Here is a 23,974-nt window from a genome sequence, read left to right as displayed (position 1 = left end):
TTTATATTGGCATAAATGTTGACTTATGCCACCTGAGTTATTAAAATGTATATCAAAAATTAAATATATAAAAAATGGGTAAAATAATCGGAATTGACTTAGGTACGACGAACTCTTGTGTTTCTGTAATGGAAGGTAACGAAGCAGTTGTTATTCCTAACGCAGAAGGAAAAAGAACAACGCCATCTATCATCGCTTTTGTTGAAGGTGGAGAAATTAAAGTGGGTGATCCTGCAAAAAGACAAGCAGTAACGAATCCTACAAAAACGATTGCTTCTATTAAACGTTTTATGGGACACACTTTTGCTGAGACTCAGGAAGAGGCAAAAAGAGTTCCTTACAGTGTTGTAAAAGGTGACAACAATACACCACGTGTGGATATTGACGGTCGTTTATACACTGCTCAGGAGTTGTCTGCAATGACACTTCAAAAAATGAAAAAAACTGCCGAAGACTATTTAGGTCAAACTGTAACTGAAGCGGTTATTACTGTTCCTGCTTACTTTAACGATGCACAACGTCAGGCTACTAAAGAAGCTGGTGAAATTGCTGGTCTTAAAGTTATGCGTATCATCAACGAGCCAACTGCTGCTGCACTTGCTTACGGATTAGATAAAAAAGGAACTGATCAAAAAATTGCTGTTTACGATTTAGGTGGAGGTACTTTTGATATCTCTGTTCTTGAATTAGGAGACGGTGTATTTGAAGTATTGTCTACAAATGGTGATACTCACTTAGGTGGTGATGATTTTGACCAGGTTATTATTGACTGGTTAGCTGACGAATTCAAATCTGAAGAAGGAATTGATTTACGTTTAGATCCAATGTCATTGCAACGTTTGAAAGAAGCTGCAGAGAAAGCTAAGATTGAATTATCATCTTCTGCTGAAACTGAAATCAACTTACCTTACGTAACGGCTACAGCTTCAGGACCAAAACACTTAGTAAAAAAATTATCTAGAGCTAAATTTGAGCAATTATCTGATACTTTAGTAAAACGTTCTATGGAGCCAGTTGCTAAAGCATTAAAAGATGCAGGTTTATCTACATCTGATATCGACGAAGTTATCCTTGTTGGAGGTTCTACTCGTATGCCAAGAATTGCTGACGAAGTTGAAAAATTCTTTGGTAAAAAAGCATCTAAAGGCGTTAACCCTGATGAGGTTGTTGCTATTGGAGCTGCTATTCAAGGTGGAGTTTTATCTGGAGATGTAAAAGATGTATTGTTACTTGACGTAACACCTCTTTCTTTAGGTATCGAAACTATGGGTGGTGTATTGACTAAATTAATTGAGTCTAACACAACTATTCCAACAAAAAAATCACAAGTTTTCTCTACTGCTGCTGATTCTCAACCATCTGTTGAAATTCACGTATTGCAAGGAGAAAGAGCGATGGCTGCTGATAACAAAACTATCGGTCGTTTCCACTTAGATGGTATTCCACCAGCACCAAGAGGAGTTCCTCAAATCGAGGTTACTTTTGATATCGATGCAAATGGTATCATCAAAGTTTCTGCAACTGATAAAGGAACAGGAAAATCTCACGATATCCGTATCGAAGCTTCTTCTGGATTAACAGCTGAAGAAATCGAAAAAATGAAAAAAGATGCTGAAGCTAACGCTGACGCTGATAAAATAGCTAAAGAAAGAGCTGAGAAATTAAACGAAGCTGACAGCATGATTTTCCAAACAGAAAGTCAATTGAAAGAGTTAGGAAGCAAACTTGCTGACGACCACAAAGTTGCTGTAGAGTACGCTTTAACTGAATTGAGAATGGCACACCAATCTCAAGATATTCCAGCTATTCAAACGGCTCTTGACAACATCAATGCAGCTTGGAAAACAGCTACAGAAGCTATGTATGCTCAAGGTGATCAAGGTCAACAAGCAGCTCCACAACAAGAGCAATCGCAAGGTGACAATGTTGAAGACGTTGAATTCGAAGAAGTAAAATAATTCTTCTTTAAATTATAATAAAAAACCGGACTAGAAATAGTCCGGTTTTTTTGTGGGTTATTTTTGCGTTGTTGAAATTAAACCCGACAGGTTTTTAAAACCTGTCGGGTTTAATTAATTATAGTAAAAATATTACAAATAAAACAATCGTATTTTATAAATCTTTTTATCAAAATGACAATTGTCATTTCCCATTCAGATTCTTTTTTGTAATATTACTATATAAATCATTTTTGAATGAGAAAGATAAAATACAAGAAAGGCCGCAAGCTTCAACATACCACTTTAGAATATACCGGCACACAAAAACCGCACAAAACGGAAATGCAGCTTTTTACATATGATAACAATGACGTTGTTGAATATGAGAAGTTTAGAGTAGAATCATTAAATAGTTGTATTGATTATACAAAAAACAACTGGCTGAATATTCACGGATTAAACAATATTGATTTAATAAAAACTATTGGGACTCATTTTAACTTAGATGATTTTCTTTTAGCAGATATTTTAAACACTACAAAAAGAACTAAACTGGAAGAACAGCAAAATGTTCTGTTCTTTAATATCAAATCTCTTTTGCCTTCTGAAGTTTCAGACAGTGTTAGTGTAGAGCAAATTAGTTTTATTTTGAAAGATGGAATTTTAATTTCATTTCAGGAAAAACGAAGCGATTTTTTTACTCATATTCGGGAACGCCTTCGCACGCATGCAGGAATTGTTCGAACTAAAAAAGTAGATTATTTGCTGTATTTGTTATTAGATGCCGTAATGGAGAATTTTTACATTACGATTGAAGATGAAGAAGAAAAAATTGAAGAATTAATCAATTTGACGAAAAAAGGAGCTGATCCTGTTATTTTGGAAAAAATTGAAAATCACCGTGATAATTTTAATTTTTTAAAACGTTCTATTATTCCGCTTCGCGATTCGCTGTATTATTTAAAAACTATTAAAGATGATGATACTTATAATGGAATCCAGAAAGAGACGTTTAGTTTCTTTATTAGATTGCATCAAAAAAGTCTGGAACTTTTAGAACAAATCGATTCGGATATGAGTTCATTAGAAAGCGCTTCTAATTTTTATTTCTCGGAACAAAGCCGAAAAATGAATGAGATTATGAAAACCCTGACGATTATTTCGGCAATATTTATTCCGCTTACTTTTATTGTTGGCGTTTACGGAATGAATTTCGAATACATGCCGGAACTTCATGCAAAAAATGGTTATTTTATTACCATGGGCGGCATGATTTTATTGGTAATTGCCCTGATTATTTATTTCAAGAAGAGACGTTGGTTTTAACGTTTGCTTCCCATTAAAAATTACGATTTAAAGTACATTTGTTTACTTTCAAAACATAAATTATGAGTAAAGCGATATATATAGCCACCAGCGATCAAAATAGCGGAAAATCAATTGTTACACTTGGTTTGATGAGTATTTTGATTGGTAAAACGGCTAAAGTTGGTTATTTTAGGCCAATTGTAGAAGATTTTGTTGATGGAGAATTAGACAATCATATTGAAACAGTTTTATCGTATTTTAATCTTGATATTAAGTTTGAAGATGCGTTTGCCATTACAAAAAGCAAACTGATCAAGAAGAAAAATAAAGGTAAAATAGGAGAGGTTTTAGACTTGATTATTGAGAAATATAAAAAGCTTGAAGAGCGTTTTGATTTTGTTTTGGTAGAAGGAACAAGTTTTACCGGAGAAGGAACTTCAATTGAACTGGATTTGAATGTTTTGATAGCAAAAAACCTCGGAATTCCAACTATTATTATTGGTTCAGGAGTTGGGAAAACCTTAGAAGAATTGGTAGACAGTCTTTACTTGGTTTACGATTCCTTTAAAGTAAAAGAGGTCGAAGTTTTATCGGTTTTTGCCAATAAAGTACAGCCGGAAAATATAGAATTAGTAACACAAGGATTGCAGAAAAGTTTACCAGGCAATGTTTTGATTAATACCATTCCGATAATTTCTAGTTTGAATAATCCAACCATGCAGGAAATTGTTAACGAATTGGATGCGAAGGTTTTATTTGGAGAAAATTATCTCAATAATGAAATCGGACACTTTAGCGTTGGTGCCATGCAGTTACACAATTATCTTGTTCACTTAAATGATAATGCGCTTGTAATTACGCCCGGAGATCGCTCTGATATTATTTTAGGTGCTTTGCAGGCAAATGAATCTGTTAATTATCCAACAATTTCAGGCATCATTTTAACCGGAAATATTGTTCCGGAAGAAAGTATTTTAAAACTTATTGAAGGACTTTCGGCCATCGTACCCATCATTGCTGTTGATGGCGGAACGTATCATATTACCAATAAAATTGGCGCTATAAAATCTAAAATCTATGCCAATAATACCCATAAAATTGAAACTTCGATAAGTACGTTCGAAAAATATGTTGACAATGATGCATTATCCGAAAGATTAATCACTTTTGTGCCGGAAGGAATGACGCCAAAAATGTTCCAGTACAATATGGTAAAAAGAGCCAAACAGCATCGTAAACATATCGTTTTGCCTGAAGGAAATGATGATCGAATTATCATCGCCACTTCAAGATTATTGGATATGGATGTGGTTGATATTTCGATTATTGGAGATAAAAAACAAATCGAAAGTAAAGTTACGGAGCTTGGAATTACTTTTGATTTTTCGAAAGTTAACATCATCAATCCAATAGAATCTGAACTTTACGAAGATTATGCAAATACGTATTATGAGCTTCGAAAAGCCAAAAATGTAAGTATTACAATGGCAAAGGATTTAATGGAAGATGTCTCGTATTTTGGCACAATGATGGTGTATAAAGGTCACGCTGACGGAATGGTTTCCGGAGCTGCTCATACAACGCAGCATACGATTTTACCCGCCTTACAATTCATCAAAACTAAACCAAATTCATCTGTAGTTTCATCTGTATTTTTTATGTGTCTCGAAGATCGTGTTTCGGTTTTTGGCGATTGTGCGATTAATCCAAATCCAACTGCAGAACAATTGGCAGAAATCGCTATTTCATCTGCAGAATCAAGTTCAGCTTTCGGAATTGAGCCTAAAATTGCAATGCTTTCCTATTCTTCCGGAGCATCAGGAAAAGGTGATGAAGTAGATAAGGTAAGAACTGCAACAGAAATTGTAAAACAAAAACGTCCCGATTTAAAAATTGAAGGCCCAATTCAATATGATGCCGCAGTAGATCGTGCAGTAGGAAAAAGCAAAATGCCCGATTCTGAAGTTGCAGGGCAGGCGAGTGTGCTTATTTTTCCGGATTTAAATACGGGAAATAATACCTATAAAGCTGTACAAAGAGAAACCGGAGCTCTGGCAATTGGCCCAATGTTACAAGGTTTAAACAAACCTGTAAATGATTTAAGCCGAGGCTGTACGGTAGACGATATTATAAATACAGTTGTAATTACCGCGATTCAGGCGCAGGGACTTTAAATTAATTATTAATTGTGAATTATAAATTATTAATTGATTATATCAAATCCGTTTTAATCCGCGTTCAAATTAACGTTTCTATAAAATAAATTAAAAAAAACTCAGCAACTTAGAGACTTAGTACCTTAGCAACTTTAAAAAAATGAAAATATTAATTATAAATTCAGGAAGTTCATCAATAAAATATCAATTAATGGTTATGCCAACAAACGAAGTAATTTGTTCCGGCATGATTGACAGAATTGGTTTAGAAACTTCGAATGTATCATTCAAAACACCTTCAAATTCAATTGAAGAAATATTACCAATTCCGACACATAAAGTAGGTTTGCAAAAAGTAGCCGAAATGCTTTTAGATTCGGAAAAAGGAGTTATAAAATCGACTTCAGAAATTACGGCTGTCGGACATCGCGTGGTTCATGGCGGAAGTTATTTCTCTGATACAACTATTATTACGGATGAGGTTAAAGAAAAAATAAAAGAGCTTTCAGAATTGGCGCCTTTGCATAATCCTGCACATTTAGTGGGAATAAATGTTGCCGAAGAAATTTTTTCAGATGCAAAACAAGTGGCTGTTTTTGATACTGCTTTTCATCAGACAATTCCGGTTGAGGCTTATAAATATGCGATTCCAAATTATCTTTTAACAGAGAATAAAGTACGCGTTTATGGTTTTCACGGAACTAGTCACAAATATGTTTCTGAAAAAGCAATAGCTTATTTAGAAAAAAGTTCTAAAATAATCACGATTCATCTCGGAAATGGATGTAGTATGACCGCTGTAAAAGACGGAAAAAGTATCGATCATACAATGGGTTTTTCGCCGGCAAACGGATTACTTATGGGAACCCGCGCAGGAGATATTGATCAGTCTGTGATTTTTTATATGATTAAAAACCTTGGATATTCAGCAGATGACGTAAATTCAATTTTATTGAAACAAAGCGGAATGCTTGGCCTTACAGGTTATAGCGATTTAAGAGATATAGAATCAGAAGCTGCAAAAGGAAATAAAGAGTGTCAATTGGCATTATTGATGAATGCTTACAGAATTAAAAAATACATTGGTTCTTATACGGCAGTTTTAAACGGTCTTGATGCTATTGTTTTTACCGCCGGAATTGGCGAAAATTCATCTTATATGCGCAAATTAGTTTGTACTGATATGGATTATTTTGGAATTGAAATAGACGATGAGAAAAATCAGGTTCGCTCTAAAGAAATTAGGGAAATTAATAAACCAGATTCGAAAACGAAGGTTTTGGTTGTACCAACAGATGAAGAATATGAAATTGCAAATCAGGTTTATCATTTGCTTCACCACTAATTCTGACATTACATCTATAGAAAGCCTTTCAATTGAGAGGCTTTTTTACGTTTAGAAATTAAATTTTTGTCAGTATCTTTGAATATAAAATATCATACTTTGAGATCGATACTTCTAAAAACATTCTTTTTCTTTTTCATTGCTTTTCAAATTCAGGCACAAGAATTACTTCCATTTGTTGAAAATTATAATAAATCTGATTATCAGGGAGATAATCAAATTTGGAATGTCGTTCAGGGAAATGATAATGCCATGTATTTTGCTAATAATCATTATTTATTGCGATACGATGGTGTTGTTTGGGAGAAATATAGTTTACCAAATAAAACCATTATCAGATCAATTTTAATCGAAGGTGATAAAATTTATTCCGGTTCTTATAAGGAATTTGGTTACTGGTACAGGAAAAATGGCAAGATGCATTATGTTTCAATTACCAAAAATCTACGTTTATTTGATGAAAAGGATAACGAAGAAATCTGGAAAATTTTCAGGTTTAATGGTGCATTATATTTTCAGTCTTTTAATGATGTTTTTATTTATGATGGAAAACAGATTAAAAAGATCAAATTCCCATTTTTAATCTCTTATTGTTTTGTAGTCGATAACAATCTTTACGTTGCTTCTGTCGAAAAAGGCGTTTTCAAAATGAATGGTTCAAAAATAACGAACCCAAAAGGTTGGGATGTTTTAAAAAAGACCGTAGTTCATTCGATTGAAAAGTATCAAAACAAGACGTATATATTCACTCAGAAAAAAGGGATTTTTATTGTTGAAAACGGAGGTTTAAAATCCTGGAATAATCCTTTAAATGAAACTTTTAAAGCAGCCACAATCAATATAGCAAAATTTATTAAAAAAAATAAATTGGTTGTAGGAACAGGAAACAGAGGCGTTTTTATTTATGATTTTAATACAAATACCTATAAAAACATCGACAGGAATAATGTCTTGATGAATAATTCTGTTTTAAGTATTGGTGTTGACAATGAAAATGATTTATGGCTTGGTTTGGATAATGGTATTGCACATGTTGAAGTAAATTCTCCAATATCATTTTTCTATGATAATTCCGGAATTCTAGGATCTGTTTATGCTGTTGCAACAACAAATAAAGGATATTTGATTGCTTCTAATCACGGTATTTATGAGTTTTATTCGGGTAAATTTACCATGATGCCCAATACTCAGGGGCAAGGCTGGAATATTACAAAAATTGATAATCAATATATTATAGGTCATAACGACGGAACTTTTTCTTATGAAAATGGTTCTTTGGCTAAAATCAATACGATAAGCGGAGGCTGGAATTTATCAAAAAGCAGTATTAATAATACCTATTTTCAATCGACTTACAGTGGTGTTTTGGTTTACGATAATCCCTCAGATTTAACACATTATAAAGTTATTCAGGATCTTTCAAAACCAATAAAATATGTAGCTCAGAACAAAAAAAATGAAATTTGGGCCGCAGATAATTATCGTGGTTTGTACCGCGTTTTATTTACCGACGACTATAAAACCAAAAAAGTTGAAAATATTACGCAGCAAAGCAAAATAAAAAATGATTTTGGAGTTAAGATTTTTGAATTCAGAAGTGAAATTCTTTTTCTAATTAACAATTCATGGTACACTTATAATTCTCTTACCAATAAACTGGAAGAAAATGAATTGTTTAATACCAATTTTAAAAATATTACAGATGTAGTTTCAATTGATGAGGACCATTTTATAGTACTGCAAAATGGAATTTTGTATCACATATATGCTAATGGAAATAAATTTTTATGGAATATTATTCAGGAGAAATACTATAAAGGAAAGCTTATTAATGATAATATAAGAATCTTTAAAACTCAAAATCATTATCTCTTAAATCTTGATGATGGATTTATTTCGCTTCAATTAAAATATGAAAATAAACAAAAATCAGATGTGAAGGTTGAAGCCTTTAATGAGGGAAGCCTTGTTCCGGCTGAATCTAAAATTAAATACAATACAGAATTAAAAATTAATGTGATTTCTGGAATTTATGGCGCCAGCAAACCTAATCTATTTTACAGACTTAATAACAGCACAGATTTTGTTCCAATTTCTAATGGATTAGTTGTATTAAACAATTTAAGCAGTGGCAATCATTCAGTTAGCATATATAAACATGATGGCGCAAATTATGAAAAAGTATCCAGTTTTGATTTTAAAGTTACTGAACCCTGGTATTTTTCTTTTTGGATGATTTTGCTTTATATTTTAATTGTAGGCGCAGTATTGTTTTTCTATTATAAATGGAATAAACTTCGCTATTTGCAAAAATTAAGATTGCAGTCAGAAGAATTAAAACATCAGCGTGAAATTCTTGAAATGGAATTAAAAGCCGAGAATGAATTGAACATCCAGGAATACGAAAAACATATTCTCGAACTTGAACTGCAGACTAAATCATCTGAAGTTGCCGGGAAATCATTGTCAATTGCAAAACAAAGTGAAATGATTGAAAACATTCAGAGTATTCTGGATTCCGAAAAAGATTTCAATAAACTTAAAAGCGAAATCAAAAAAGCAATTAAGATAAATGAAGTGAATAAACACGAATGGGAAACCTTTGAAACCAATCTGAATCAAATTCATAATGAGTTTATTATTAATCTTTCTAAGAAGTTTCCAAATCTTACTCCAAAAGATATAAAATTATGCATTTATCTTAAAATGAACCTTTCTTCGAAGGAAATTGCTCCAATGATGAATATCTCTTTTCGAGGTGTAGAACTACACCGATATCGTTTAAGAAAGAAGCTAAATCTCTCTCAGGACGATAATCTTTCTAAATTTTTGTTAGCCTTATAATATTTGTAGGTATTTTTTTGCATATTTTATATCTTTTTATATCTTTTCAGGTTTGATTTTATATAATTTCAATACATCATTACTACATCATAATGTTATGTTAATGAATAATTATTAACATTTATCGTGCTGATAATCATTAGTATATGTAAGTTTTTTAACATAATGATGTAGCCGTGTAGTAGTAGTGATTGATGTACTACAACGTTGTAATTGTTTAATTTGGTCGCACTAACTTAAACGATTACAAACTGTATGAAAAATTTTATTTTTAGCTTTTTAGCGCTCTTGCTTCTTCCAGCTTATATGTCTGGACAAGCAATTAAAGGAAAAGTAGTAGACAGTAGCGGAATGGGAGTTCCCGGAGCAGTTATTAGTGCTCCACAATCCCGAACATCTGCTGATGCTGATTTCGACGGAAATTTTACAATTAATGCCAAAGAGGGAGAGATTATAAAAATCTCAATGTTAGGTTTTGACGCAGTTTCTGTGCCGGCAACTGCTGCTCCTATGACAATTACATTAAAAGAAGCAGGTGATACTGCTTTGAAAGAAGTAGTCGTTATTGGTTACGGAACCAGAAAGAAAGTCGATAATACTTCTGCTATTAGCTCAATTAAGTCAGAAGAAATTACAAAAATGAAAGTAATGAATGCCTCCCAGGCAATACAAGGTAAAGCTGCAGGGGTTCAGGTATCTACGTCTGATGCACCGGGAAGTAAACCTTCGGTAGTAATTAGAGGTGTTGGAACAGCATTAGGAGGTAGAAATCCTTTATATGTAGTTGACGGTATGCCAACTGATAACATCAATAATATCAATACTAATGATATTACTTCATATGAAATTCTTAAAGATGCTTCTGCTCTTGCTATTTATGGTACAAGAGGAGCGAATGGCGTAATCATGATTACGACCAAAGCAGGAAAAGGAAAAATGACTGTTGATATTGATAGTTATGCAGGTTTTAGAACGCCTCTTAAAAAAGTTAAAATGGCAAATGCTGATCAATATGTTCAGTATAGTAATGCGGCTTCTATAAGTCAATTTCCTGCAGGAAGATTTTCTCAAAATCAACCTTACAATACGGATTGGTTTGATGAAATAACAAGAACAGGGAGTTACACCCAAAATAATATTTCGATTTCAGGGTCTTCAGAAAATATCAAATACTTTTTAAGTGCTGGTAATTATGAAGAAAAAGGAATTTTGAATGGTACAGATTATGGACGTACTACATTTAGAAATAATAACGAATTCAAAATTTCGGATAAACTAAGATTAACTCAAAATTTCAGTGTGAGTTCTATAAAAAACACGCCTAAACCTTTAAGCGCATTTACTTCTGCATATAGACAATCTCCACTAGTTCCTGTACGTTTTCCGGACGGAAAATATGGTGTTCCATTCGAATCAAATGGAGTTGTATCTGAAAGCGGAGATTCTTTTAATTCAGTTGGTAATCCTGTAGTTGCTTTAGATTATAATAATGAACAACAAAAAAGCGTGACATTGCAAGGTGGATTAAAATTGGATTATGATATCATTAAATCATTAAAATTTACGTCACAGTTCAATGGAGAATTTTATACTTACAAACAATATAATTATGTAGATAATTTAGCTCTTTGGCTAGCAGCTGACCCTACAAGAGTAGAATCAGGTTATGATACGAATAGTTTGAATAAGAATACATTGACAAGAAGCAGAGATGAATATTTTAATTGGAATTTATCAAATTATTTAACTTATAATAAAGTTTTTGGAGAAATTCATGATATCGAAGTTACTGCTGGTATTGAGGCTAACGTGCAAGGTACGAGAGAAAAATTAACGATTGATAGAAAAAATGTAGATCCAAACTCTAATTATTGGTCTTTAGAAGGTGTTAACGTTGCTTCTACCGTAACTGGTTATAAAGATGAGGCACTTAATCAAAGAAGATTAGCATCTTATTTTGGACGTTTTCAATATAAGTTGATGGATAGATATTTACTTACTGGTACCGTAAGACGTGATGGATCATCTCAATTTGCTAAAGATAAACGTTGGGGAACATTCCCGTCAGTTGGTTTAGGATGGATTGTAACTAAAGAAAGCTTTTTATCAGATATTAAAGGTTTAGATTTATTTAAATTAAGAGGTTCATGGGGTAAATTAGGAAATCAGGATGTGCCTCTTAATACCCAATCATTTACTTCCGGGTTAGATTATAACGGAGGTTCAGGTATAACAATTAATTCACAAATTGACCCTAATTTAAGCTGGGAAATTGTAGAAGAAACTTCTGTAGGTTTTGATATTGAATTATTGGCTAATAGATTAAAAGGATCTTTTGATGTGTATGATAAAAATACAACAAATACAATTTTGAACGTTAAACCTTATTCAACTTCTGGAATTACAAAAGAATCACCAACTCATGTAGGTGAAGTTTCTAATAAAGGATATGAAATTGCATTACGCTGGGATGATAAAATTACTGATAATTTAAGTTACTGGGTTGGAGGAAATTTTTCACACAACAAAAACGAACTTACAAGTCTTAAAAATGTTGTATTAGCCACAACCAACGGCGGCTCATTAGGAAATGGGCAAACTACAAAAATACTGGATAATACATCAGTAGGTAGATCGTTGGGTAGTTTTTATATGTACGAATATGCCGGTGTAGATCCTGCAAATGGACAAATGTTATACTACAATGCTGCGGGAACAAAAGTTCCGCAAAATGCTTTAGATCAAACTAAAGACAGAAAATATGTAGGTTCAGTATTACCAACAAATAATTACGGAGTTACATTAGGATTAAACTATAAAAACATTGATTTTTCTGTTGATGGTTATGGTACTGGGGGTGCAAAAGTTTATAATGGTAAAAAAGCACAACGTTTTTATGGTGAAAACATAGAAGCTTCTCTGGCTACTAATTTCTGGACACCAGCTAACACTACGGCAACAAATCCAGCACCATTTAATCAAGTTCCTGTAGCTTCTACTTACTATTTGGAATCTGCAGATTTCTTTAGAATTAATAACATTACTTTAGGGTACAAATTACCACTTCAAGAAGAAGGTTTTATCAGCTATTGTAGAATTTATATAAATGCGATGAACCCATTTATTACTCAAAAATTCTCAGGATTTTCACCTCAGGTTTTAGGAGATGGAGAATTGGTTACGGGAACTCAAGGAGTTGAGTTGGATGCTTATCCAACATTAAGAACATTTGTTATTGGGGCTAATTTAAAATTTTAATATTATGAAAAGATTATATATATCACTATTTGTACTTTCAGCATTGTTTGTGTCTGGATGTTCAGATGATTTTTTAGATGTGGACCAAACTTCATCTATTCCTGCTGATCCGGAACTAATTAATACCGATGAGCAGGCAACAAAAATGGTAGACGGGATTTACAATATATTTTTAAATTGGGACATGTCTTCGTTTGCCTGGAACGCAGTTACTAGTATCATTTCTGATGATGCAGATAAAGGTTCAGATCCGGGAGATACTGGTACTGATAAGGATGTTATCGATGCCTTGACTTATAACGCCTCAACACCTTCATTTCAAAGTATATGGGATTATAATTATGCTGGAATAAACAGATGTAATCAGGCGTTGGCAATGTTACCAAAATTAGATAAAGTAACACCTGCATTGAAAACAAGATTAGAAGGAGAATCAAAGTTTTTAAGAGCTTTCATGTATTTTACCCTGGTAAAAGGATATGGAGGAGTGCCAATTGTAGATCATTTGCCAATTCCTGGAAATGATGCGGATAGAATTATGCAATTAACTCGTAAAACACCGGCAGAAGTTTATGCTTTTATAGAAAGTGATTTAAATGATGCAGCACAGTTGTTGCCGCTAAAATCGACTTATACTGGCGCAGATAAAGTAAGAGTTTCTCAAGGGTCAGCTTACGCCCTATTAGCGAAAGTATATTTATATCAAAAAAACTGGCAAAAAGTTGTTGATAACTGTGATAAAGTAACAGGCTATTCTCTAGTTTCAGATTATTCTTTACAATTTAAAAAAGAAGGAGAATTTGGCGATGAATCAATTTTTGAAATTAATGGAGTAGGTACAACTTCTTCACCAGGATTCGGAATCGGAAATTATACTGTTTCTCAGGCACCAAGAGGCGCAGGAGGCTGGGGTTGGGGTTTTAATACACCAACTGAAGGCCTGGCTAATGCTTATGAAGCAGGAGATGTCAGAAAAAATGCAACAATTATTTTTAGAGGTACAACATTGTACGACGGTAGAGAAGTACCTTCAACAGTAAGTAATCCAAGATACAATTATAAAGCATATTCATCAGCTTTCTATAATGTTGAATTTACAGATACAAACCTTAGATATTTAAGATATGCTGAAGTTTTATTAATGAAAGCAGAAGCATTGAATGAATTAGGACAAACATCTACAGCTATTCCTTTATTAAATCAGGTTAGAAACAGAGCTGGTTTACCAAATACTACTTTCTCATCTCAGGCAGATATCAAAGTTGCAATCTGGAAAGAAAGAAGAGTAGAACTTGCATTTGAACATGACAGATGGTTTGACCTTATTAGAACTGGACAAGCTGAAGCGGCTATGAAAGCTGATGGTAAAACTTTTGTAGTAGGAAAACATGAATTGTTTCCAATTCCATCTTCTTTTATGCAACAAGCAGCAGGACTTTCACAACAAAATCCTGGTGGTTATTAATTAAGATTTCAAAATCACTCCTTTCAAGTAAGAAAGGAGTGATTTTATTAATAGTTTAAATTTTTTATAATGATTAGAATTTCAGTTTTATTACTAGTTTTTACTTTTTTTGGTTGTGGTTCGAATGCCGATAAATCAAAAGGTGAAGTTGCGGAAAATACTTCTGCTGCAAAATTAACAGACGAGCAGCTTTTGGATGTAGTGCAAAAACAAACCTTTAAGTATTTCTGGGATTATGCTGAACCTAATTCAGGATTGGCAAGAGAAAGGTATCATCCGGATGGAGTTTATCCTGAAAATGATTCGAATATTGTAACAACAGGAGGTTCTGGTTTTGGATTAATGGCTCTTGTTTCAGGAATGTCTCAAGGATATATAACAAAAGATCAAGGTGTTGAAAGACTAAACAAAATTGCAGATTTTTTAGGCAAAGCTGATCGTTTTCACGGAGCATGGTCACATTGGATTGACGGAAATACAGGAAAAGTAAAGCCTTTTGGAACCAAGGATAATGGTGGAGATTTAGTCGAAACTTCATTTTTGGTTGCGGGAATGATTACAGTTCGTGAATATCTTAAAGATGGTTCTGAAAAAGAAAAAGTGGTTGCTCAAAAATATGATGCACTTTGGAAAGGCGTTGAATGGAAATGGTTTACCAATAATAAAAATGTTTTATATTGGCACTGGTCGCCAACATACGACTGGCAAATGAATTTTCCGCTTGAAGGATACAACGAATGTTTGATTACATATGTAATGGCAGCATCTTCGCCAACGCATGCAATTGATGCAAAAGCGTATCACGAAGGCTGGGCGAGAAGCGGTGGAATTGTTTCAACAAAAACAAAATACAATATTCCGTTAATTTTAAAACACAACGGAGCAGAAGAATTTGGCGGACCATTATTTTGGGCGCATTATTCTTATGTAGGACTTGATCCAACTCAGTTAACAGATAAATATGCTAACTATTGGGATTTGAATGTAAATCAGACCAAAATCAATTATGAATATTGTATAGAAAATGCAAAGAAAGGTTACGGACCGGATTACTGGGGATTAACAGCATCTTATTCCAGAAATCCAGACGGATCAATAGGATATAATGCCCATATGCCAAGCAACGATCAGGGCGTTATTTCGCCAACGGCTGCAATAAGTTCAATTGTGTATACACCAAAAGAATCGATGGCCGTAATACGTAATTTATACGATAATCATAAAAAAGAAACTTGGGGTAATGCAGGTTTTTATGATGCTTTAAGTTTGCAGAATAATAATTGGGTAGCAAAACGCTATTTGGCAATCGATCAGGGACCGGAAGTAGTTATGATCGAAAATTATCGCACAGGTTTATTATGGAAATTATTCATGAATGCTCCAGAAGTAAAACAAGGTTTAGTGAAACTTGGATTTAAATCAGGAAAATACGGATTCTAATATTCAATAAATGAAATATAAAATAACGCTATTAATTCTTTTATTTTCTTCACTTTGTTTTGCTCAAAGCGAAACAACAGGAACAATAAAAACCGTGGTCATGGTAAAACATGAATTAGGATATGCATTGCATAAACCGGCAAATCTAAAAGAGAAAAAGCCATTAATAGTTTTTATTTCGGGTGATGGAGAAAAAGGGACAGACATTGAAAAAGTAAAAATTCACGGCCCTTTAAAATATCTTAAAACACATGCCTTAGATGCTTACGTTTTGGCTCCGCAATGCAAAGAAGATGAAAATTGGGATATCGAATCTATTAACGAATTGATTTTAAAAGTTCAAAAAGAGAACAAAATAGATCCCAACAGAATATATGTTACAGGTTTAAGTTCAGGAGGCTGGGCAGCATGGAATTTAGCACTTTCATATCCGGATAAGTTTGCGGCCATAGTGCCAATTTCGGGTTTTGTTGATTTGATTGAGTTAGAAAGTGCGTGTAAAATTGCGACTATTCCAACCCGGATTTTTCACGGATTATTAGACGATGTTGTAAAAGTTGATTATGCGATTACCATTTACAAAGAATTAAAAAAATGCAATGCAAAGGATGTTCAGTTGACCATTTTTGATGATGCAGGCCACGATAGCTGGACAAGAGTTTATGACAATCCTGAAATTTATGACTGGATGTTTAAACAGAATAAAGAGAATACGAACAAATAAATACAGTAGAATGAAAAACAAATTAGTCTTACTTTTTTTAGGATGCGCTGTTTTGGGTTATGCTCAAAAAAAGACCACTAAAAACACAGTAAAAATTAAACCAAAATCAGAGTTTGTAGCAGAATTAATGTCGAAAATGACGTTAGATGAAAAATTAGGGCAGCTTAATTTGCCAACTTCTGGAGATATTACTACAGGTCAGGCAAATAGCTCTAATGTGGCTAAAAATATTGCTGAAGGTAAGGTAGGAGGTTTATTCAATATTAAATCTGTTCAAAAAATTAAAGAGGTACAAAAGATTGCTGTAGAAAAAAGCCGCTTAAAAATTCCATTGCTTTTTGGTATGGATGTCATTCACGGTTACGAAACAACATTCCCAATTCCGTTAGGATTATCTTGTACGTGGGATATGGCGTTAATCGAAAGAAGTGCGCAAATCGCTGCTCAGGAAGCAAGTGCGGACGGAATCAACTGGACATTTTCTCCAATGGTTGATGTTTCTCGTGATCCTCGTTGGGGAAGAGTTTCTGAAGGTTCAGGAGAAGATCCGTATTTAGGAAGCCAGATTGCAAAAGCAATGGTAAATGGTTACCAACAACACGATCTTTCGAAAAATAATTCGATTATGGCATGTGTAAAACACTTTGCCTTATACGGAGCGCCGGAAGCAGGACGTGATTACAATACGGTAGATATGAGTCACATCCGAATGTTTAATGATTATTTTCCTCCTTACAAAGCTGCTGTTGATGCAGGAGTTGGTTCGGTTATGGCTTCTTTCAATGAAATTGACGGAATTCCTGCAACTGGAAATAAATGGTTAATGACAGATGTTTTAAGAAAACAATGGGGTTTTAAAGGTTTTGTGGTAACTGACTTTACCGGAATTCCTGAAATGATCGAACACGGAATGGGCGATTTACAGGCAGTTTCGGCTTTATCATTAAATGCAGGTGTTGAAATGGATATGGTTGGTGAAGGTTTCTTAGGAACCTTGAAAAAATCTCTTGACGAGAAAAAAGTAACAATCGAAACAATTGATAATGCTGTTAAACTTATTTTAGAAGCAAAATACGATTTAGGATTGTTCCAGGATCCGTACAAATATTGTGATGAAAACAGAGCAAAAACAGAAATTTTTACAGCAAATAGCAGAAAAGAAGCCAGATCAATTTCGGCTCAATCATTGGTTTTATTAAAAAATCAAAATCAGGTATTGCCGCTTAAAAAATCAGGAACAATTGCTTTAATCGGACCATTGGCTGATGCCAAAGAAAACATGCCGGGAACCTGGAGTGTAGCTACAAAAATGGAAAATGCTACGTCATTATTAGCAGGAATTAAAGAAGTTGCAGGAACTTCCACGAAAGTGTTATATGCAAAAGGAAGCAACTTAGATTACGACGAAACTTTTGAAACTAACGCAACAATGTTTGGTAAAACCTTACACCGCGATGGTCGTTCAAAAGAAGAATTATTGGCAGAAGCTTTGAAAGTGGCAAACCAATCTGATGTAATTGTTGCTGCACTTGGAGAATCTGCTGAAATGAGTGGAGAATCCAGCAGCCGTACAAATTTAGAAATTCCACAAGCTCAGAAAGACTTATTAAATGCGTTATTAAAAACAGGAAAACCAGTTGTTTTAGTATTATTTGATGGTCGTCCGTTAGTGATAAAAGCTGAAAATGAAACTGTTCCGGCTATTTTAAACGTTTGGTTTGCAGGTAGTGAAGCAGGTTATGCAATTGCAGATGTATTATTTGGAGATGTAAATCCTTCAGGAAAATTGACTTCAACTTTCCCAAGAAGCGTTGGACAATTACCAATTTATTACGCACACAAAAATACAGGAAGACCACTTTCTAACACAGAAGGTAAATTTGAAAAATTCAGATCTAATTATATCGACGAAAGAAATGAGCCATTATTTCCATTTGGTTTCGGATTAAGCTATACTTCTTTTGAATATTCAAATGTGAAAATTTCAGCTGATAAAATGAATTTCAGCGGAAAATTAAAAGTTACTGTTGATGTTGCCAATACAGGAAATTATGACGGTAAAGAAACCGTTCAGTTATACATTAGAGATTTAGTTGGATCCGTAACAAGACCAGTTAGAGAATTGAAAAATTTCCAAAAAATAACACTTAAAAAAGGAGAGAAACAAACTGTGTCATTTGATATCACAGTTGAAGATTTAAAATTTTATAATTCTGATTTACAATTCGTAGCAGAACCTGGACAGTTTGATGTTTTCGTTGGCGGAAATTCAAATGCAGACAAGAAAGTTAGTTTTGAATTAACTAAATAGTTGGTTTATTTATTGTAATTAGCCCTTCGTAATTGGTTGACGAAGGGCTTTTTTATAACTTTTAATTTCTATAAAATGAATACAATTAAAACATTTCGTGCATTTATTTTTATAATACCTCTAGTTATTTTCTCTTCTTGTCATGTTGAAAAAAATGCTGTTGTAGCACATCGCGGAGCCTGGAAGAAAAATAATCTCCCTGAAAATTCAATCGCCTCTATTAGACATGCGATTGATTTAAAATTGGCCGGTTCAGAATTTGATGTTTGGAGAACAGCTGATGATTCGCTTGTCATTAATCACGATGCGCATTATAACAAATTGCTAATCGAAGAAACAAATTATGCTGACCTTATAAAGTTTAAACTTTCAAACGGAGAGAAGCTGCCAACCTTATACGAGTATATTACAGAAGGCAAAAAAAATAACAAACACACTCTTTTGGTTTGTGAAATAAAACCTTCAGAAATAAGTAAAGAAAGAGGAAAAAAAACAGCCCTAAAAACGGTTGAAACGATAAAGAAGCTTAAAGCAGATAAAATAACTTCGTACATCAGTTTTGATTATGAAATCCTAAAACAAATTAGAGAAGTTGACACTAAAACTTCTTTACAATATCTGGAAGGCAATAAGTCTCCGGATGAGGTAAAATTAGATCATATTACGGGCGTTGATTACCATTATTCGGTTTTTCAAAAACATCCTGAATGGATAAAAATCGCAAAAGACAACAATATCACGCTAAACGTCTGGACGGTTAATGATGCTGAGGTGATGGATTGGATTATTGGAAATAATTTTGATTACATCACAACCAATGAACCTGAATTACTAAAAGAGAGAATAAAGAATAAAAAATAGCCTTTTAGTTTTTAAAATAAATCTTGTTTATAAATGAAAAATGATATTATGAAAAATATATATAAACTGTTTTTAGTAGCCTTTTTGCTGCTTTTTGTTGTGTGTAATACATGGGCACAAAAAACTAAAGTTCCCGGAAAAACGGAATGGTTTGATCCCAATAAACCGGCTACAACATATTGTAATCCCATTAATATTGGATACAATTATACAACACTCAATCATAACGGAATCCCTGAATCCCGCCGTTCAAGTGCAGATCCGGTTATCATTACTTTTAAAGGCGAATATTATTTATTTGCAACCAATCAGGCTGGATTTTTTTGGAGTAAAGACATGTCTGACTGGAAATTTGTTTACGGAAGTTTTCAAAGAAAACCTGCGGATGACGACCAGTGTGCACCAGCTGCATGGGTGGTAAATGATACGTTGTTTTATGTGGGTTCAACCTGGAATAGAGATCATCCAATCTGGAAAACTGCCGATCCAAAATCAGGTCAATGGCTGCGACATGTAGATAAGGCAATGCTTCCAACCTGGGATCCTGCGATTTTTCAGGATGATGACAAAAAAGTATATATGTATTACGGTTCCAGCGGAAAATTGCCTCTTGTTGGTGTTGAGGTAGATTACAATACATGGCTTCCAAAAGGAAATCAGGCCGATTATGAAAAATTATACCAAGCCACAGAAGTTGAAGATATTCAACGTCCGTACGGTCAGATAAAAGAAGTAGCTATTTTAGATCCGGCAAATCATGGTTGGGAACGTTTTGGACCCAATAATGATATGGAACCAGCGCCTTGGGGAAATTTTATTGAAGGAGCTTGGATGACCAAACACAACGGAAAATATTATATGCAATACGGAGCGCCTGCAACTGAATTTAAAGGGTATGCAAATGGTGTTCATGTTGGAGATAATCCATTAGGGCCTTTTGTGTATCAAAAGCATAATCCAATGTCGTATAAACCGGGCGGATTTGTAATTGGTGCCGGACACGGAAATACTTTTGCCGATAATTACGGCAATTACTGGAATACAGGAACTTGTAAAATATCTATAAAAGACCGTTTCGAACGTCGTATCGATATGTTTCCTGCCGGATTTGATAAAGATGATGTCATGTATTCGATAACATCTTACGGAGATTTTCCGATAGTATTGCCAACAGCAGAACGCAATCAGGAAAAAGGAGCTTCTTCCGGATGGATGCTGCTTTCGTATAAAAAACCCGTTACTGTTTCTTCATCTGAAGAATGTATGGAAGTTGAAACCCACAGAATGGATAATGGCGGAAAAAAAGTCTATGAGAAATTTTGTTACAATTCATCAAATTTGACAGATGAGAATATCCAAACCTATTGGTCTGCAAAAACAGATAAACCCGGAGAATGGCTGCAGCTTGATTTAGGCAGACAAATGGAAATAAAAGCATTACAGATTAATTATGCAGATCACAAAGCAACGCAATACAACAAGGCGATGGATATTTATTACCAATATAAAATTTTCATGTCTGATGATGCTGTAAACTGGACTTTGGTAGTTGATAAATCTCAAAATGCAAAAGATGTTCCGCATGATTATGTTGAATTGACCAAATCAATAAAAGCACGTTTTGTCAGAATGGTAAACATTCACAATGCTTCCGGATTATTTGCGATTTCTGATTTTAGAATTTTCGGAAATGGATTATTGGAAAAACCAAAACCGGTTTCAGATTTCAAAGTGGCAAGAAATGCAAAGGATTCACGTAATGCCATGATTTCATGGAAAAAACAGGCTGATGCAATTGGTTATAATATTTATTACGGAATTGCCCCGGATAAATTATACAACAGCATAATGGTATATGACGAAAGTTCGTATGATTTTAGAGGGCTGGATAAAGGAACAAAATATTACTTTACAATTGAAGCGTTTAATGAGAACGGAATTGGTGCAAAGAACAAGTTAAAAGAGGTAAAATAATTCTGATTTATTTCAGAAAAGGTTACAAAAAATCTATCGCAGTTCTAAAGAATTTTGTTCCTTTGCAGGACAACCCAAATGCTATAAAAAAACCATGAAAAAAACGATTCTGTTAACTCTTTTAGCCTTAAACGGATTTACATCTTTTGCGCAGTCAAACGATGAAAAAAACATTAAATTATTTTACAAAAAAGCCCTGACCGAGGCGAAATGTTATACCTGGTTAGAATATTTGTCTAACGATATCGGGAGCCGTTTATCAGGTTCTGCAACTGCTGAAGAAGCGGTACAATATACCAAAAGACAATTAGAAACATTAGGACTGGACAAAGTATATTTGCAGGATGTTATGGTTCCGCATTGGGTTCGTGGCGAAAAAGAAACCGCTTATATTTTAGATGGAAAAGTAAAAACTGTTGTGCCAATTTGCGCTTTAGGCGCATCAGTTGCAACACCTAAAACTGGAATTACAGCTGAGGTTATTGAAGTTAAAAGTATTCAGGAACTGAAAGAATTAGGGGATAAAGTAAAAGGCAAAATTGTATTTTACAACAGACCCATGAATCCTGAAAATGTTGGAACTTTTGATTCTTATTCTGAAGCAGGAGATCAAAGACGAAGTGGTGCACAAGAAGCCGCTAAACTTGGTGCAGTTGGCGCAATTGTTCGTTCCTTGAACTTACGTCTGGATGATTTTCCGCATGCAGGAAATCAAAGTTATGGCGATTTGCCAAAAGAACAATACATTCCGGCTGCTGCGATCAGTACAAATGGAGCCGAATTATTGAGTAAAGTATTGAAAAATAATCCAACATTAAAATTTTATTTTAAACAATCCTGCGAAACATTACCAGACGTATTATCACACAACGTAATTGGAGAATTGAAAGGAACGGTAACTCCGGAAAACATTATTGTGGTTGGAGGTCATTTAGATTCCTGGGATTTAGCTGATGGTTCGCACGATGATGGGGCAGGAGTTGTGCAAAGTATGGAAGTCGTTCGTATTCTTAAAAACTTAAACTATAAACCAAAAAACACAATTCGTGTGGTTTTATTCATGAATGAAGAAAACGGCGGAAAAGGCGGAGCTAAATATGAAGAAGTTTCAAAACAAAATAACGAAAATCATATTTTTGCACTGGAAAGCGATTCAGGCGGATTTACACCAAGAGGATTTACTTTAGAAGCTGATGATGCAAACGTTAAAAAAATACAAGGATACAAAGACTTTTTTGAACCTTATTTCGTTAACAGTTTTATAAAAGGGCATAGCGGTTCAGATATTGAGCATATCACGTCTAAAACGATCGTTAAAGCAGGTTTAATGCCAGACTCACAACGTTATTTCGATTACCACCATGCGGCAAATGATAAATTTGATGCTATTAATAAAAGAGAATTAGAACTTGGAGCTGCAACAATGACATCATTAATCTATTTAATAGATCAAAACGGAATTGTTCTTCCAACAGCGACGAACTAAGTTATAAAAAAAGCAAATATTAAAAAAGCGATGAGTAAAATTAAAATTACTCATCGCTTTTTTATTTAAACATATCTGTGTAAATCCGTTCAATCCGTAAAATCCGTGGGCAATAAATTAATAAGTATCGATCACCGTTTTTAATAAATCAGAATCAACAAGATCAGAAGGCGCAACAACTTTCTCGTCAAGCGGAACATTATCTCCATATCTTTCTTTTATTATTTTCTGAACCCTTGCATCACTTAAATTAAAATCTTTCAATTGTTTCAATTTAGACAATTCTATATTAGCTCCGTTTTTATATATTTTCCAGATTAATTCAGAACAATAAATTCGGGTATCATCCCATTCAAAATAAGCATCATATTCTTTGCCCATAAATTGCTGACTGTAATCTTTCATTTTTTGAAGTGTCGCAGGATTTAAAACCGTAGCTGCATTTTTCAATCTTTTCACGACAAATTTATGATCTCTTCCATGATTGATCCAATCGTTTAACGGAGTCAGTCTTACTGGCTGAACAGCTTCAAAGACAAACCAGTTTCCATTTATTTTATAGATAATTCCGCAATGAGAAAATTTAGAATTAGTCGCAATCCGAACTGCTTCACATTGACTGGATTCTGAAGTTTGAAAAATCATATCAGCATCCTGAATTTTATCTAATAAAGCAGTTTCCTGTTTTGTTTTTGTATTCGAAAACGGATTGTTCGGAAAAACCTTTACAGCCACAAACAACGCACAACAAAAGCTCAACAGAAACGTAACAACCGGAAATAAATATTTAGTCTTTTTCATGGTTTAAATTTAAATAAAAATAGCCCACGGATTTAACTGGTTTAACAGATTGCCACAGATT

Annotated in this window: 14 protein-coding genes; 13 read left to right on the top strand and 1 reads right to left on the bottom strand. The window is 33.9% G+C overall.

What is annotated here, in order from left to right; translation table 11 throughout:
* Positions 1–74 precede the first annotated feature (74 nt).
* From dnaK to ACZ0AH_RS14400, 13 genes are all read left to right on the top strand, one after another.
* A complete protein-coding gene (gene dnaK, locus ACZ0AH_RS14460; protein WP_042564297.1) occupies positions 75–1,958 on the top strand; it encodes a molecular chaperone DnaK in 1,884 nt (627 codons plus the stop codon).
* Between the two features lie 237 nt (positions 1,959–2,195).
* The gene (gene corA / locus ACZ0AH_RS14455) at positions 2,196–3,266 is read left to right on the top strand and encodes a magnesium/cobalt transporter CorA (RefSeq protein WP_463476498.1); all 1,071 of its coding nucleotides are present in this window, start codon (positions 2,196–2,198) and stop codon (positions 3,264–3,266) included.
* Between the two features lie 62 nt (positions 3,267–3,328).
* On the top strand, positions 3,329–5,422 hold the full coding sequence (gene pta, locus ACZ0AH_RS14450) for a phosphate acetyltransferase (RefSeq protein WP_463476497.1): 2,094 nt from the start codon (positions 3,329–3,331) through the stop codon (positions 5,420–5,422).
* A 142-nt stretch (positions 5,423–5,564) separates the two neighbouring features.
* A complete protein-coding gene (locus ACZ0AH_RS14445; protein WP_463476496.1) occupies positions 5,565–6,749 on the top strand; it encodes an acetate/propionate family kinase in 1,185 nt (394 codons plus the stop codon).
* 99 nt (positions 6,750–6,848) lie between these two features.
* A complete protein-coding gene (locus ACZ0AH_RS14440) occupies positions 6,849–9,593 on the top strand; it encodes a helix-turn-helix and ligand-binding sensor domain-containing protein (RefSeq protein WP_463476495.1) in 2,745 nt (914 codons plus the stop codon).
* 255 nt (positions 9,594–9,848) lie between these two features.
* Positions 9,849–12,851: a SusC/RagA family TonB-linked outer membrane protein gene (locus tag ACZ0AH_RS14435; protein WP_463476494.1), complete on the top strand. Its 3,003-nt coding sequence runs from the start codon at positions 9,849–9,851 to the stop codon at positions 12,849–12,851.
* 4 nt (positions 12,852–12,855) lie between these two features.
* Positions 12,856–14,316: a RagB/SusD family nutrient uptake outer membrane protein gene (locus ACZ0AH_RS14430; RefSeq protein ID WP_463476493.1), complete on the top strand. Its 1,461-nt coding sequence runs from the start codon at positions 12,856–12,858 to the stop codon at positions 14,314–14,316.
* A gap of 69 nt (positions 14,317–14,385) precedes the next feature.
* The gene (locus tag ACZ0AH_RS14425; RefSeq protein ID WP_463476492.1) at positions 14,386–15,756 is read left to right on the top strand and encodes a glucoamylase family protein; all 1,371 of its coding nucleotides are present in this window, start codon (positions 14,386–14,388) and stop codon (positions 15,754–15,756) included.
* Positions 15,757–15,766: 10 nt separating this feature from the next.
* Positions 15,767–16,480: a carboxylesterase family protein gene (locus ACZ0AH_RS14420; RefSeq protein WP_463476491.1), complete on the top strand. Its 714-nt coding sequence runs from the start codon at positions 15,767–15,769 to the stop codon at positions 16,478–16,480.
* A gap of 10 nt (positions 16,481–16,490) precedes the next feature.
* Entirely contained in the window at positions 16,491–18,791 is a 2,301-nt protein-coding gene (bglX, locus tag ACZ0AH_RS14415) for a beta-glucosidase BglX (RefSeq protein ID WP_463476490.1), read from the top strand.
* Positions 18,792–18,866: 75 nt separating this feature from the next.
* Complete coding sequence (locus ACZ0AH_RS14410) at positions 18,867–19,652, top strand: glycerophosphodiester phosphodiesterase family protein (protein ID WP_463476489.1); 786 nt, start codon at positions 18,867–18,869, stop codon at positions 19,650–19,652.
* Positions 19,653–19,700: 48 nt separating this feature from the next.
* Complete coding sequence (locus ACZ0AH_RS14405; protein WP_463476488.1) at positions 19,701–21,626, top strand: discoidin domain-containing protein; 1,926 nt, start codon at positions 19,701–19,703, stop codon at positions 21,624–21,626.
* A gap of 94 nt (positions 21,627–21,720) precedes the next feature.
* The gene (locus tag ACZ0AH_RS14400) at positions 21,721–23,112 is read left to right on the top strand and encodes a M20/M25/M40 family metallo-hydrolase (protein WP_463476487.1); all 1,392 of its coding nucleotides are present in this window, start codon (positions 21,721–21,723) and stop codon (positions 23,110–23,112) included.
* A gap of 117 nt (positions 23,113–23,229) precedes the next feature.
* Here ACZ0AH_RS14400 and ACZ0AH_RS14395 read toward each other — a convergent pair whose 3' ends face one another.
* Positions 23,230–23,913: a YiiX family permuted papain-like enzyme gene (locus ACZ0AH_RS14395; protein WP_463476486.1), complete on the bottom strand. Its 684-nt coding sequence runs from the start codon at positions 23,911–23,913 to the stop codon at positions 23,230–23,232.
* Between the last annotated feature and the right edge of the window lie 61 nt (positions 23,914–23,974).

The sequence above is a fragment of the Flavobacterium sp. AC105 genome, from assembly GCF_979258495.1.
This window is presented reverse-complemented; position numbering and strand designations above follow the sequence as displayed.